Consider the following 15,400-nt stretch of genomic DNA (forward strand, 5'->3'; position numbering starts at 1 on the left):
ATACGGGGTCCAAATGCCGCGATCATTGAGCCAGTTTAGCTTTTTTTGATCTAATTGCCATTGGCTTAAATCAAAGTTAAGTCATAACACTAACTAAAGTTATAAATGGAGAGGCATAAAAATAAGGCAGACCTTAAGTCTGCCTATTGAAACTTATTTATAGAGTGACGGTTTATTTGAGCCGCTGAGAATTGGCACAATAAACAGTAATAACATCACTAGATAACCACTAAAGGCAACGACCATCCATTCGGCCATTGTCACTCCCATAAATTGCCATGGCACATCGGTACACATACCCGTCGGCATCATGATGGCAGGAAACCATTCATGCAGTGGCATCCAGGCTGGAAATTCGGGTAAAAACGAGCAGGTAGAAAACGGTGAGGGATTGTTTTGCATATCCACTAAGGCTAATGCTAGCTTTAGGCCCCATGTTGCGCTTATTGCCCAACCCAGTGCTCCCAAAATTCGAACGATACGGTACTTTGGCACCGTCATTCCCACAAGTCCTGCTGCCAAAATACCGAATACAGCGAGTCTTTGGTAGATACACATCACACAGGGATCTAATTTCATCACGTATTGAAAATATAAAGCGGCCGCTTCAAGGACAATCGCAGAGCCTGTCAGAATAAACCAAGATGCACGGGAATGGGCAAAGCGAGTGAATGCTGTCAAAAGTGAACTCCGTATCAACAAAAAACGCCCTTGAAGATAGGGCGTTTGTTTGACTGTACTGAACTCATAAAGTTCAGTCAACTCTGATATTTATGTTAGTGAGCTGCCGCAGGCGCTAAGGCTTCCTTAACACTGTGGTGCAAAATTGCATGGGAATCATAGAAATACTGCGTCATTTGCTCTAAGAAACCCATTTGAATCGCGATTACACCCACAACCGATAGGACGATCGTGTAAGGCAATGCCATCCATACCATTCTGCCGTAGGACAAGCGGATGAGTGGTGCAAGTGCTGATGTCAGTAAGAACAGGAATGCAGCTTGACCATTGGGTGTTGCAACTGAAGGCAAGTTAGTTCCAGTGTTAATTGCCACAGCCAACAGGTCGAATTGATCGCGGGTAATTTGACCATTAATCAAAGCCGCTTTGACTTCGTTAATGTAGACCGTCCCCACAAACACGTTATCACTGACCATAGAGAGTAAACCGTTAGCAATATAGAAAATCACTAATTGGGTATTGCCTTCGTGGTTCAGCGCCCATTGGATCACGGGAGCAAATAGTTGTTGATCAATAATCACTGCGACCACGGCAAAGAATACCGCTAACAGCGCCGTAAAGGGGAGAGCTTCTTCGAAGGCTTTTCCTAGGGCATGTTCATCGGTAATACCGTTAAAGGCAGTGGCTAAAATAATCACGGATAAACCAATCAAGCCGACAGAGGCTAAATGTAACGCAAGACCTGCAATCAACCAAACCCCAATAATGGCTTGAACAATAAGCTTCATTTTATCTTTATTGGTACGACGTGCATCTTCATAGGCTGCATAGTCACAGAGGATTTTATGAACAGCATCAGGTAATTGTGCACCGTATCCAAAGATACGGAATTTTTCGACTAAGTAGCAGGTTAAGATACCAGCAATCAGGACCGGCACGGTAACTGGTGACATACGAATTGCAAACTCACCAAACTGCCAGTTAGCTTGGGCGGCAATAATTAAGTTTTGTGGTTCGCCCACCATAGTACACACGCCACCTAATGCGGTACCGACGCCTGCGTGCATCAATAGGTTACGTAAGAAGCCACGGAAGGACTCCAGCTCAGCTTCGTTGAGTTGGGCATCACCTTCCTCGTTTTTATCTTCTGAAGTATGGTCATGATCGGCAGAGAAATCTTTACCCGAGGCAACTTTGTGGTAAATAGAGTAAAAGCCCACTGCAACGGTAATAATTACTGCAATAACGGTTAAAGCATCTAAAAAGGCGGATAGGAATGCTGAAGCTAAACAAAACATTAAAGACACTAAGATTTTAGATCGGACTTTGGTGATCATCTTAGTAAACACGAATAGCAGCAGTTGCTTCATGAAGTAAATGCCAGCCACCATGAACACTAGCAATAATAACACTTCAAGGTTAGCTTCAATTTCGTGTAGCACTTGACTGGCTGAAGTCATGCCAATTGCAACCGCTTCGATGGCTAACAAACCGCCGGGTTGTAATGGATAGCATTTTAACGCCATTGCTAGGGTGAAAATAAATTCAAGCACTAATACCCAACCAGCCACAAAGGGACTGACATAGAAAAAGAGTATTGGATTGATTATTAAAAACGACAGTATTGCGATCTTGTACCACTTAGGTGAGTTACCTAAGAAGTTTCCAATAAACGCCTGACTCATTGTCATCGGCATGGCATCCTCTCTTCTAATTATGTTTTAAATTTCACAAGTTATTGTTAGTGACATATGTTTTAGGATTCAGTCTAGCCTAAAGAGAATGCTAATGTAACGAGTTACTCAAACCCAGATTTCAAAAAGCGGAGCTAATCGGCAAAATTGGTACAATTGCTATTGATTTGTGTCGATTTATTAAACATTTTTGTGACAATTGTACGCTGATGAAGCGGGGAGTTTCAGTCAATGGTTTCCATTTTTTACCGCTCTGGTATGATCAGTGACCATTATTAAAGCACAACAACTGGATAAGTGGGCTGATGATTATCAATGCCAAAGGACCTGCAAGTTTTGCAGAGAAGTATATTGTAAGATCGATTTGGGAAAATAAGTTTCCTCCAGGGTCCATTTTACCGGCTGAACGTGAGCTTTCTGAATTGATCGGCGTGACCCGGACGACGTTGCGTGAGGTGTTACAGCGTTTAGCGCGTGATGGTTGGTTGAAAATTCAACATGGCAAGCCGACTCGTGTCAATAATTTTTGGGAAACTTCGGGTCTGAATATTCTTGAGACGATTGCAGATCTCAACCCTGAGGGCTTCCCTGTACTAGTGGACCAATTACTCTCTGCTCGTACCAATGTGAGTGCAATTTATTTCCGTGGCGCACTGCGCAACAGCCCTGATACTGCGATGGAAGTATTGGCTAAAATCCATCAGTTAGAGGATACCGCTGAATCTTTTGCCGAGTATGATTATCTGTTGCATCATACGTTAGCGTTCTCATCGGGTAATCCGCTTTATGTATTGATCTTGAATGGCTTTAAGGGACTATATAGTCGAGTTGGGCGTTACTATTTTAGTAGTCCAGAGGCTCGTCAGTTGGCACTTAATTTTTATAAAGAGTTAGAACTGTTAGCGAAAGCGAAAAACTATCTCGATGTGCCTGCATTAATGCGTACCTATGGGATCAATAGTGGCAAAATGTGGCTGCAATTGCGTGATGATATGCCGTCTTCAATTGCTCAACAGGATTCGCATTCGTAGCTGACGCTGAGCATTCACTATCTGGGTGCTTGTTAAAATCAGGTCAAATAAAATATGAAAGCCGTTTTCGCTAAAACGGCTTTTTTGTATGTTGTCTTACCACTGATTATCAGTCCGTTTTGGGCTGCTCAGGGCATGTAGCTAATAATGTAATACTATTATCAGCGTTGGCTTGTTCAAGGCTAACACTAAAACCCCAAAGACGGTGCAGATGCTTGAGCACTTCTTTGTAGCTATTAGCAAGCGGGATATCTTTGTTGGGAACGTACCTTAGCGTAAGGGATCTGTCGCCGTTTATTTCAACATTATGCACTTGAATATTGGGTTCAATATTAGACAAATTGTACTGCTGCGATAATAAGTTACGAATATCTTGATAGCCCTGTTCATCGTGGATGGCGGATACGGATAAATAGTTACGTTTTTCATCATCATGGATGCCAAACAGCTTGAATTGACGGATCACTCTTGGTGACAGGTATTGGCTGATAAAACTCTCATCCTTAAAGTTCTGCATCGCAAAGTGTAGGGTTTCGAGCCAATCACTCCCCGCAATATCCGGAAACCAGGCTTTGTCTTCATCAGTCGGAGCCTCACAGATGCGCCGAATATCGGTAAACATCGCAAACCCTAGGGCATAGGGATTGATTCCGCTGTAGTATCGGCTGTTATATTCAGGCTGCGCTACGACGCCCGTATGGCTTTGCAAAAACTCCATCATAAAGCGGTCAGTGACAACACCATCATCGTATAAATGATTCAAAATAGTGTAGTGCCAAAAGGTTGCCCACCCCTCATTCATGACTTGTGTTTGTTTTTGCGGATAAAAATATTGTGCCATTTTGCGTACGATCCGGATAATTTCCCGCTGCCATGACTCCAGCAATGGCGCATTTTTTTCAATAAAATACAGAATGTTTTCCTGCGGCTCGGCGGGAAAACGGCGCTTAGTGGTCGACGGTTGCTGTTGTTGATAGGTAGGAATTGTTCGCCACAGATCGTTTACTTGACTTTGCAGATAGGCTTCGCGGTCTTTTTGCCTCGCTTGTTCTTCCCTAAAAGAGATTTCAGCAGGACGTTTATATCTATCAACGCCATAGTTCATTAAGGCGTGGCAGGAGTCAATCACGCTTTCAACTTGCTCGACACCGTATTTTTGCTCGCAATCGCTGATATAGTTTTTAGCGAACACCAAATAGTCGATAATCGAACTCGCATCGGTCCAGGTTTTAAATAGGTAATTGTTTTTAAAAAAACTATTATGTCCAAAACAGGCGTGCGCCATGACTAATGCTTGCATCGTGATGGTGTTTTCTTCCATGAGATAGGCGATGCAAGGGTTGGAGTTGATCACGATTTCATAGGCGAGCCCCATTTGCCCACGTTTGTAGCCTTGTTCGGTCTCGATAAAGCGTTTGCCGAAAGACCAATGGGTGTAGCCTATGGGCATCCCAATACCGGCATAGGCATCCATCATCTGCTCTGCGGTGATGATTTCGATTTGATTCGGATAGGCGTTTAATTTGTAAATTGCTGCCACCCGTTCAATTTCCTTTAAATAACTTTGTAGCAGCTCAAAGCTCCAGTCTGGACCATCGCTTAAGGCTGTACGTGTTTTTGCTTCTTTAATCCCCATAGAGCCCCCTTAAACCGCCTGTTTTTTAAATAATTCTCTAAAGACAGGGTAGATATCTTCGGCTTGACGAATATGTTGTACCGCTATGTTGTCGTAGTGTTGTTTTAGGGATTCGTATTCACGCCACAGGGTTTGATGGGCACGATTGGTGATTTCGATGTAGCTGTAATAGCGCACCAGTGGCAATATTTTTTGTTCTAACCATTGCCTACAGGTTGGTGAATCGTCGGCCCAATTGTCGCCGTCGGATGCTTGCGCGGCGTAAATATTCCACTCATTGGCAGGGTAACGCGCCTGTTGAATTTCGTGCATTAATTTCAAGGCGCTCGACACTATGGTGCCGCCAGTTTCCTGGGAATAGAAGAACTCATGTTCGTCTACTTCCTTCGCTTGGGTATGGTGACGGATATAGACCACCTCGAGGTTTTTGTAGGTACGAGTGAGGAACAAGTACAGCAAGATATAGAAACGTTTCGCCATATCTTTTGTCGCTTGATCCATCGAGCCTGATACGTCCATTAAGCAGAACATGACCGCTTGGCTTGAGGGCACCTCGCGCCTTGCAAAGTTGTTGAAGCGTAAGTCAAAGGTATCGATAAACGGTACTTTAGCAATTTTCTGCTTTAACTCCTCAATTTGTGCTTTTAAATCCAAAATCAGCTCAGCTTTTGTTCCAGGTATATTTTCAAGCTCTGCCAGTTCCTGTTCCAACTCTTTGAGCAATTTCTTTTTACTCGCCGACATGGCGATACGGCGCGCCAAGGATGAACGCAGTGAGCGCACAATATTGATATTGGCAGGCACCCCATCATTGGTGAATCCCGCACGGTAGATTTGATACTCAACGAGCTTGTTGAGACGATTTTTTTGTAGATTCGGGAGCTCTAAATCTTCAAATAACAATTCAAGGTATTCATCCTTTGAGATTTCAAATGCAAAGTCATCATTACCTTCACCTGAATCGGAGGCATCACCTTTACCCGCTCCGCCGCCAGCACCTCCCGGTGGTCTGTCAATTTTATCGCCACGGGTGAATTGGTCATTCCCTGGGTGAACTCTGTCTCTTACGCCTCCTTTACCTTGATGGAACATAGGTTCACTGATATCCCGTGTGGGAATACTGATTTTTTCACCTTTATCTACATCCGTTACACTGCGACGCGTGACGGCATCGCTGACGGCTTTTTTGATTTGTTGCTTATATCGGTTGATAAAGCGTTGGCGGTTGACTGTGCTTTTTCCTTTCGCATTCAACCGTCTATCGATAAAGTTCGCCATACGCACCTCCCAAATCCCAGCGAAGGCTTTGGCAACACCAAAGCCTCGTTTTTTAGTGAGCGCAAGTTAAGAGGATTTACGAACCCGTAAATACCACTCAGACAGGAGTCTGACTTGTTTTTTGGTATAGCCTTTCTCCATCATTCGATTGACAAAATCATCGTGTTTACGTTGATCGTCAGTCGAGGTTTTGGCGTTAAAGGAAATGACTGGCAGTAAGTCCTCTGTATTCGAGAACATTTTCTTCTCGATCACAGTGCGTAGTTTTTCATAGCTGGTCCACAGTGGGTTATGGCCCTCATGACTTGCGCGAGCGCGCAGGACAAAGTTGACAATTTCGTTACGGAAATCTTTTGGATTACTGATGCCCGCAGGTTTTTCGATTTTTTCAAGTTCGGCATTCAGTGCGGCGCGGTCAAACAACTGGCCCGTTTCTGGATCGCGATATTCTTGATCCTGAATCCAAAAATCGGCATAGGTGACATAACGGTCGAAGATATTTTGGCCGTATTCAGAGTAGGACTCTAAATAGGCGGTTTGGATTTCTTTACCGATAAATTCGACATATTTAGGAATTAAGTAGCCTTTTAAAAACTCCAGATAACGTTCGGCGGTATCGCTAGGGAATTGCTCCTGCTCAATTTGCCGTTCAAGCACATAGAATAAATGCACTGGATTAGCGGCAATTTCGGAATGGTCAAAGTTAAATACCCGTGACAGGATCTTAAAGGCAAAACGGGTAGAAAGGCCGTTCATTCCCTCATCGACGCCTGCATAATCGCGATATTCTTGGTAGGATTTTGCTTTAGGATCAGTATCTTTTAAGCTCTCACCATCATAAACTCGCATTTTCGAGTAGATAGAAGAGTTTTCTGGGACTTTGAGCCTTGATAGTACGCTAAATTGCGCTAGGGTTTCTATGGTTCCGGGGGCGCAAGGTGCTTGAGATAGCTCAGAATTTTGTATGAGCTTTTTGTAAATCTGCAGTTCTTCTGATACCCGTAGACAATAGGGCACTTTGACAATATAAACCCTGTCGAGGAAGGCTTCGTTGTTCTTGTTATTTTTAAAGGTTGACCATTCTGATTCGTTAGAGTGTGCCAAAATAATCCCGCTATAGGGCAGGGCGGATAAGCCTTCCGTGCCGTTATAGTTACCTTCTTGCGTCGCGGTCAGCAGTGGATGTAGCACCTTAATCGGCGCCTTAAACATTTCCACAAACTCCATTATCCCTTGGTTAGCGCGACATAATGCGCCGGAGTAGGCATAGGCATCGGCATCGTCTTGCGAGAAATGTTCTAGCTGACGAATATCGACCTTACCCACCAAGGAAGAAATATCTTGGTTGTTTTCATCCCCAGGCTCGGTTTTGGCAATCGCCAATTGATCGAGAATAGAGGGATAGACTTTGACCACGCGGAATTTAGAAATATCGCCACCAAACTCGTGCAGACGTTTCACCGCCCAAGGTGACATGATGGTTTTGAGATAACGGCTGGGAATATTGAATTCATCCCGCAATAGTTGACCATCTTCGTCCACATCGAAGAGACAGAAGGGATGATCATTCACCGGGCTTCTTACCCCATTAGCGCTCAGAATATAAATGGGCACTTTTTGCATCAATGATTTAAGTTTTTCTGCCAGTGATGACTTACCGCCACCCACTGGGCCGAGTAAGTATAAAATTTGCTTAGATTCTTCTAAGCCTTGGGCTGAGTGTTTTAGGTAGGCAACGATTTGCTCAATCGCATCTTCCATACCGTAAAAGTCTTTAAATGCGGGATAGCGTGAGATGAGACGATTCGAAAAGATACGGCTTAGGGTTGGATTTTTAGCCGTATCGATAATTTCAGCATCACCGATGGCGAGCAGTAATCGCTCTGATGCTGACATATAAGCACTGCGATCTTCTTTACAGATATCCAGAAATTCCTGCAAAGTGTATTCTTCATCGAGTTTTTGTTCGTAGCGCTTTTGGTAATGCTCGAAAATGCCCATATAAACCCCCTGAAACGCCAGTGATGTTATGGAAGGGATAACTGATTTTCAGCTTCCTACACTAATCTTAGACACAAACTTGCTTGCTGTGTCAAAAAAATATCAAATAAAAACAATAACAAATGATTGCAATTGCAATTATTGCACTTGTAGTTATCAGGTGAAGTTTAACGGGAAGTCGAAGATGAATGATTTTTGAGGTAATAAAAAAGAGCCACTTGGGCTCTTTTTAAGGATCGCTGAGAGACGATTAACCCGCGAAGTTTTGGTTCACGAAGTCCCAGTTAACTAATTGCCAGAAGTGGGCCAAGTAGTCAGGACGTACGTTGCGGTAATCGATGTAGTAAGCATGTTCCCACACGTCAACAGTCAGGATTGGTGTCACAGTGCTGTCAGTCAGAGGAGTTGCAGCATTGCTAGTGTTGACGATAGCAACAGTGCCATCGGCTTTTTTCACTAACCAAGTCCAAGCACTACCAAAGTTGTTTACCGCAGAATCGGTAAACTGGGCTTTGAATGCGTCGAATGAGCCGAAAGCCGCGTTGATGGCATCAGCCACAGGGCCAGTTGGCTCACCGCCAGCGTTAGGCGCTAAGCAGTTCCAGTAGAAAGTGTGGTTCCAAACTTGAGCTGCGTTGTTAAATACGCCACCAGTAGAAGTTTTGATGATTTCTTCTAAAGATTTGCCTGCGAAATCGGTTCCTTCGATTAAACCGTTTAGCTTAACAACGTAGGTGTTGTGATGCTTGCCGTAGTGGTATTCAATGGTTTCTTGAGAAATGTGTGGTTCTAGTGCGTTCTTTGCATATGGTAATGCGGGTAATTCGAAAGCCATTAGTATCTCTCCATGGTCTTAGGTTATCGTTTTTTAAACGTGCTCACTGGACACTATTGTACCGATAAAATTTGTGATGTGAATCATTGTTTGGCTAATTGATTAGATAGGCGTCATCGAAAAACTAATTGCAGGCCATAACCATACAAACTGTGGGATTTTGTTCTGTGCTTAGCTGTCGTACAATAGCCAGCATTGAGTCAATGTCATCATACTTAGGAATTAAAATGGAAACAGTAGAGAAAATTAAACAGCAGATCGCTGAAAACCCAATCATTGTATACATGAAGGGTTCTCCTAAATTACCTAGCTGTGGTTTTTCATCTCAGGTAGCCCAAATCATGATTAACTGCGGCGAGCAGTTTGCGTTTGTGGATATTCTCCAGCACCCAGATATTCGTGCTGAATTACCTAAGTATGCAAACTGGCCAACCTTCCCACAACTGTGGATTGAAGGCGAGCTGATTGGTGGCTGTGATATCGTGGTTGATATGTACCAAAAAGGCGAATTACAGCCATTAATCAAAGCGACTGCAGAAAAGTACAAAACCGCAGAGTAATTACTCGTAACAGAGCGATGAAGAATAACAAAAAGCCGCTAAGTGAATAACTTAGCGGCTTTTTTATTGCGATATTCCTACTGAGTGAGGAATTGAAGGGCAACACTTAGTGTGATGCCGCATCTCGATCGTGGTGTTTGCTCGCAGGTAATAGCAGATTCATGGTAATGGCGACAATCCCGCAAAGACTAATGCCTGTAAGGCTAAAAGAACCAATACCAAAGGCCATACCGCCAATACCGAAGACTAAGGTGACACCGACAATGCTTAAGTTACGCGGCTCGGATAAGTCCACGTGATTACGGATTAAGGTATTTAATCCTACAGCGGCAATTGAACCAAATAACAAACACATAATGCCGCCCATAACTGGAACGGGGATAGTTTGCATCAGTGCCCCTAATTTACCTACAAACGCCAAGGTAATGGCAGTGATGGCTGTCCATGTCATGATCCTTGGGTCGAAGTTACGGGTTAAAGTGACTGCACCTGTGACTTCTGAATAGGTGGTGTTTGGTGGACCACCGAAGGCTGCTGCGGCGATTGTTGCTACGCCGTCACCCGTTAAGGTGCGGTGCAGGCCAGGTTTTTTCATAAAATCCTTACCAGTGACATTGGAAATAGCCAAGATGTCACCGATATGTTCAACCGCAGGAGCAATGGCAACAGGGATCATAAACGCAATCGCATGCCAGTTAAATTCGGGGGCGACAAATTTTGGAATGGCGATCCAACTTGCTGCAGTGACTACCGCAAAATCGACGATACCAAATGCTAGACTCAGGCTGTAGCCAACGATAATGCCAGCAAGAATGGGCATCACCTTGAGTAACCCTTTAGCAAAAATCGCTACGGCAATGGTGGTACAAAGGGATACAAGCGAAATGATTAATGCCGTATTGGTTGCGACTAAGGTTAGACTGCCGTCGCCACTTTTGCCCAGCGCCATATTCACGGCAACAGGCGCTAAGCCTAGGCCAATGATAATGATGACGGGTCCTACAACTACAGGTGGTAACAGCCGATGAATAAAGTCAGTGCCGCGTACTTTAACTAAGGCGCCTAGGCATACATAGACCGCGCCTGCGGCCATGATACCGCCCATGGTTGATGGGATCCCCCAAGTTTGTACCCCGTAAAGAATCGGGGCGATAAAAGCGAAGGAGGAAGCCAGAAAAATAGGCACTTGGCGTTTAGTGATTAATTGAAATAGTAGGGTACCAATACCTGCGGTAAAGAGTGCAACACTGGTGTCGAGTCCAGTTAACAGTGGCATCAGTACTAGGGCGCCAAATGCGACAAACAGCATTTGTGCGCCCTGCAATGGAATAGCAAGTCGTCTCATTTATTATTCTCGTAAATTTAGGGTAAACCGCGAGATGATAACAGTTTGTTGCAATATGATCTTTATTAAATGATATATTTGCGGGTGGCGATCACTGTTTTATGGCTTGTCAGAGTAGCGATCCTTATTCAGAGTATCGAATAAGGCTAAGACTCGCTAAAGGCGCGAACTATGGTACAATTTGCACTATCTGATGTTACTTCAACTACCCAAAGATGCTGAAATTTCTATTAAAGCCAAGCTTAGTCGCGTTTTTATACTGCCTGTTTACCGTTAATAGCCTGCAAGCTGTTGAAGTGAGTAAATTAGATGAGGCCGATGTACCGGTCACTTCCCGTGCGGTTCCAGAGCGTAATAGCGCGTTGAAAACCGCTTTAGAAAAAGTGATCATTAAAAACACGGGGACGGCCCGTTCTTTGGACAATAGCGTGATCCAATCGCAGTTGGCCAATCCTGATGCTTTGTTAAGTCAATTTGGTTATGTTGAACAAAATGGTCAATTGCTGCTGAAAGCAAATTTCGAGCATAGACGAATTGTGTCCTTGTTGCGTCAAGCACAACTCCCTGTATGGGGCACCCAGCGTCCATTGACCCTGTTTTGGGTGGCGATGCCCGGTGAAGGTGACACCATTTTATTAAGTGATTCTTCCACATCGACCGAGCGTCAGGCGTTTAGCTCTTACTCTGATGAACGTGGGATACCTGTGCTATTGCCTATCCTCGATCTTGATGAACTCATGGGGATTAACCCGAACGATGTCAAAGGCATGTTTGCGGATATCGTGGCCAGTGTCTCTGGACGTTATCAAGCTGATTTCTTAGCGCTTGTTGCCATTGAGCCAGCAGGGAACCAGGTGCGTTATCGCTTAAATCTGTATTCTAAAACTACGATTGATTCATTAACGCCACCATTGTTTAGTTTTAATGGCAGTGCTGAAAATAGTGCGCAGGCGATCACAGCGATGATGGCTGCCCTAGGGGATTACTATTTTACTAAGTATGCTATTGCGGATTCTGGTGAGCAGGTTGGCGCCAGTGTGACCTTTGTGAACATTGATAAAATGGCACAAGTTGTTGAGGTAGAAAAGTATTTAAAACAACTGAGTGCGGTTAAGAATGCGACTTTGTCGCGCATTCAAGGTAACACTGTGACCTTTTCGTTAGATCTATTTGGCTCACAGACAGACTTTGAGCGTTTATTAAGTTTAGAGCCGAGAATTTCGGTGGTCACTCCTGGAGAGTTTTCCGCCAGTGCGAGCCCTGCAGGTAAAACTGTCTATCAATGGCGGTTACCTTAAACTTCCCTCGTAGAGGCTGGGAAATACTCTACCCAGTCGCGTGGGGTTGATAATTTATTGATATTGAGACGTACGAGTGCCATTAAACTCACCGCTACAACTTTCATTGCCTGTTTATCTGCCAGACGATGAAACTTTTAATAGTTATTATCCTGCAGCGGGTAATGATGAACTTATTCAAAAGCTGCGCGCTAATGCTGAGGGGCATGGTGAAGCGGCTATCTATGTTTGGGGACCCGTAAAATCGGGACGTACTCACTTAATGCATGCCGCCTGTGCCCATGCGAATGAGCTCGACCGCCGCAGCTTTTATCTGCCACTTGGGATCCATGCGAGTATTTCGACGGCGCTATTAGAAGGTTTGGAACAACTTGATTTGATTTGCATTGATGATGTGGACGACATCGCAGGCCATCCAGTTTGGGAAGAGGCGATTTTTGATCTGTATAATCGTGTTGCTGAAAATAAACATTGCGCGCTGGTGGTGAGTGGTCGGTCTGCGCCTGCGGATGCCGGATTTTTATTACCCGATTTAGTCTCAAGAATGCAGTGGGGACTCAATTATCAACTCCAGCCAATGGCTGATGATGAAAAACTCGCAGCATTGCAACGCCGTGCTGCCATGCGTGGGCTACAATTACCTGAAGACGTTGGGCGTTTTTTGCTCAATCGAATGGCAAGAGACCTTCGTACTCTGTTTGATGTGTTAGATAAACTTGATAAAGCATCTTTAGTGCATCAGCGCAAACTCACCATTCCTTTTGCAAAAGAAATGCTGCACCTCTGAGCTGATACCGTATTAGCAAAAAGCCCGTCGCATAATTACGACGGGCTTTTTTATATCTTCAAATGAGCTGAAATACTGAAATCTTGTCTATCTGCTCGCTTAGATCAAGTGACTACTGCTGCGGATGGCGATGACGATCGCCACTGAAGCGCAGCTCTGGCTCGGCTATGCTATCGCGACTGGCTGCGGTACTACTTTGTTGTCCTTTCACAATGGCTGCATTGGGCGATATCCCTAATGTTTGACGCCAGCTTTGCCCTTGGGTCATCGGGATGGGCTCGGGCAGGCTTGCTAGCAAGGTAATACCATCTAACTCGGGTAACATACCATCGATCACTAAGGCGGCACGGTTGAGCAAATTATCGGCGCCAATGCGGCCTCTTTGTCCCCAGTTGACGATAATCGTATCCGCGGTGATTACATCGGGTGCATTTGTCACTGCTACATCCCGCAGGATCTGATAGCGATAGCTCATCATCGCTTCTTCAAATAGCATTGCAGTGTCTTCGCGGGTGCTGGAATAATTGTAAAAATCATTGGCGATATCACTGGAGAAAAACGTACTGACATCCGAAGGTTGGTAGGCTTTTTGGGTGGCAGTGGCTTTCGCACCCAAGAAGCTCACTCCAGCAAGCCCAGTCATTTCGGTACTCGTGAGGGGATAACTGCGGCTTACTTGATCTGAAATCAAACTCTTACTGGCATTTCGGCGACTATAGTCATCCAATAGTCTTGGACCTGTAAGTGATGCGTGCACGCTTCTTGGGAAGAAGTCATTAGCGTGGGCGAGCTCATGGTATAAGAGTGAGGCGAGGTCAGGGTTAATTTGAGCCAGAGTCCGTGTGGCGCGCGTAGTGATTGGGAAGCCCTGTGAAGCATATTGATTATTTTTAACGTAACGCCATGGCATGATGAAATTCAGCTCATTGCCAAAGCTACTGCGATAATCTGGCGCTTCGTTGATGGTATCGCGCTGCATAGGTGTCAGCCAAAGGTCGTTGGGGTCGAGATAAATCGCCCCTGTAACAACCCAATAGAAAGATGGGCGCACATCATAACTAATCACCACTGCGGTGACCGATTGTAGCAGGCGGGCAAAGTCACTATTAGGATCCATCTGCCGTAAAAATGCGGCAAAATTGTCCCCCATCCAATCGTGGGACACTAATACCCGATCAAGAATCGTATCGACATCAAGGTTATCTGAAACTTGGCCTATGAGTGGCAATTGATTGATTGTACAAGCCTCTTTTAACTGATTCGAGTACACACAGCTCGTTAACGCACTGGCATAAGGTGAGGTTGGATGATAAGCATGAGTACGCGCAAGTGGCGTATCAAAGTAACTGGAGCTTATCGTGGGCGCTGCCGTGGTTAATACAAAGGCTTCATCTGTCACTACATTACCGTTAATCGTGGCTGATGCCCTAAGACGGGTTAAGGTATCTTGAGCAACAGCGGGTGCGGTAAAGAGGGGTCTAAAGGGATCGCTTATGTCAAGGCTGACATCGGGGCCTTCGGCGATACACCAATTGACATTGGCGGCACTGAGGCCGGCTTGCTGACCAATTCGCAAGCTTACATCGTTACCCTCAACGGCTTGATGGTCTTGACGAATATTCAGCAATCCGCCCGTGTTGTTATCGGCATTAATGCTGATGTCACCCGTCACATTGGTATTGGCGCCGGTGATTTGTAAGCGAAAGCGGTAGCTGCCCACGGCCGGGAGCTCCATCGCTAATACAGGACTATTTTGACTAACGAGTTCAATGCTGGGGCCTTCGAGTTGTTGCCAACGGAAGGTGAGATCCTGCGAATCGCGATTACCTAGGCTGGCAATAATGGCACCGGATTGTCCTACACCATATTGAGATTCCGTCTTAAACCGAATTGCACCAGTATCTGTGGTCACTAATGGTGTGACTGAGGTACAACGTGGCACATTGGTTGTGGGAGGCGTAACTGTGCCGCCATCGCTGTTGCTATCACCTCCGCCGCCACAGGCGCTCAATGTTGCTGCTGCGGCTATGATACTGAATCGACGAATTGGGCCCCATATTTCCATCATGACTCACTCCAATTAATTCGCTGTTATTGTTTGTTTTTGTTGTTTGACAGGCACGATTCACCGTCATTTATTGGCACAAAAAATGACTATAGCACGCTCTTTTAGTTACAAAAAGCGATCGAAGGTAGCTTAAATGTTATGGATTGTTTGTAGTGATTATTGGAGATAGGCGGGGCATTGATCATT

At 44.9% G+C, this 15,400-nt stretch carries 12 protein-coding genes; 4 read left to right on the forward strand and 8 right to left on the reverse strand.

The window, feature by feature from the left end; genetic code table 11:
* Nucleotides 1-153: 153 nt before the first annotated feature.
* Together dsbB and nhaB are read right to left on the reverse strand one after the other, a co-directional pair.
* Complete coding sequence (dsbB, locus tag FJD32_RS08625) at nt 154-681, reverse strand: disulfide bond formation protein DsbB (protein ID WP_037426767.1); 528 nt, start codon at nt 679-681, stop codon at nt 154-156.
* Between the two features lie 95 nt (nt 682-776).
* Nucleotides 777-2,378, reverse strand: coding sequence for a sodium/proton antiporter NhaB (nhaB, locus tag FJD32_RS08630; protein WP_140906627.1), 1,602 nt, complete (start codon nt 2,376-2,378; stop codon nt 777-779).
* A gap of 302 nt (nt 2,379-2,680) precedes the next feature.
* Between nhaB and fadR the strand changes: the two genes are divergently transcribed.
* On the forward strand, nt 2,681-3,406 hold the full coding sequence (gene fadR, locus FJD32_RS08635; protein WP_037419862.1) for a fatty acid metabolism transcriptional regulator FadR: 726 nt from the start codon (nt 2,681-2,683) through the stop codon (nt 3,404-3,406).
* Nucleotides 3,407-3,515: 109 nt separating this feature from the next.
* Here the strand turns inward: fadR and FJD32_RS08640 are convergent, their stop codons facing one another.
* From FJD32_RS08640 to sodB, 4 genes are all read right to left on the reverse strand, one after another.
* On the reverse strand, nt 3,516-5,042 hold the full coding sequence (locus tag FJD32_RS08640; RefSeq protein WP_088585434.1) for a SpoVR family protein: 1,527 nt from the start codon (nt 5,040-5,042) through the stop codon (nt 3,516-3,518).
* 9 nt (nt 5,043-5,051) lie between these two features.
* Nucleotides 5,052-6,320, reverse strand: a complete 1,269-nt coding sequence (locus FJD32_RS08645) for a YeaH/YhbH family protein (RefSeq protein ID WP_037419869.1) — start codon at nt 6,318-6,320, stop codon at nt 5,052-5,054.
* A 66-nt stretch (nt 6,321-6,386) separates the two neighbouring features.
* Complete coding sequence (locus FJD32_RS08650) at nt 6,387-8,321, reverse strand: PrkA family serine protein kinase (protein WP_088585435.1); 1,935 nt, start codon at nt 8,319-8,321, stop codon at nt 6,387-6,389.
* 250 nt (nt 8,322-8,571) lie between these two features.
* Entirely contained in the window at nt 8,572-9,156 is a 585-nt protein-coding gene (gene sodB, locus FJD32_RS08655) for a superoxide dismutase [Fe] (protein WP_011622352.1), read from the reverse strand.
* 227 nt (nt 9,157-9,383) lie between these two features.
* Here sodB and FJD32_RS08660 point away from each other — a divergent pair, with 227 nt between their 5' ends.
* Nucleotides 9,384-9,716: a Grx4 family monothiol glutaredoxin gene (locus tag FJD32_RS08660; protein ID WP_007649079.1), complete on the forward strand. Its 333-nt coding sequence runs from the start codon at nt 9,384-9,386 to the stop codon at nt 9,714-9,716.
* A 106-nt stretch (nt 9,717-9,822) separates the two neighbouring features.
* On the opposite strand, the gene FJD32_RS08665 is transcribed toward FJD32_RS08660, so the two are convergent.
* Nucleotides 9,823-11,061, reverse strand: coding sequence for a uracil-xanthine permease family protein (locus FJD32_RS08665; RefSeq protein ID WP_037426776.1), 1,239 nt, complete (start codon nt 11,059-11,061; stop codon nt 9,823-9,825).
* Nucleotides 11,062-11,276: 215 nt separating this feature from the next.
* On the opposite strand from FJD32_RS08665, the gene FJD32_RS08670 reads away from it, so the two are divergent.
* Both FJD32_RS08670 and hda read left to right on the forward strand, forming a co-directional pair.
* A complete protein-coding gene (locus FJD32_RS08670) occupies nt 11,277-12,359 on the forward strand; it encodes a DUF2066 domain-containing protein (RefSeq protein ID WP_088585437.1) in 1,083 nt (360 codons plus the stop codon).
* Nucleotides 12,360-12,435: 76 nt separating this feature from the next.
* The gene (gene hda, locus FJD32_RS08675) at nt 12,436-13,146 is read left to right on the forward strand and encodes a DnaA inactivator Hda (protein WP_037419883.1); all 711 of its coding nucleotides are present in this window, start codon (nt 12,436-12,438) and stop codon (nt 13,144-13,146) included.
* Between the two features lie 112 nt (nt 13,147-13,258).
* On the opposite strand, the gene FJD32_RS08680 is transcribed toward hda, so the two are convergent.
* Nucleotides 13,259-15,211: a hypothetical protein gene (locus FJD32_RS08680; RefSeq protein ID WP_055646944.1), complete on the reverse strand. Its 1,953-nt coding sequence runs from the start codon at nt 15,209-15,211 to the stop codon at nt 13,259-13,261.
* Nucleotides 15,212-15,400: the final 189 nt, after the last annotated feature.

This window comes from Shewanella sp. LC6, assembly GCF_006385735.2.
GTDB lineage: Bacteria > Pseudomonadota > Gammaproteobacteria > Enterobacterales > Shewanellaceae > Shewanella > Shewanella xiamenensis.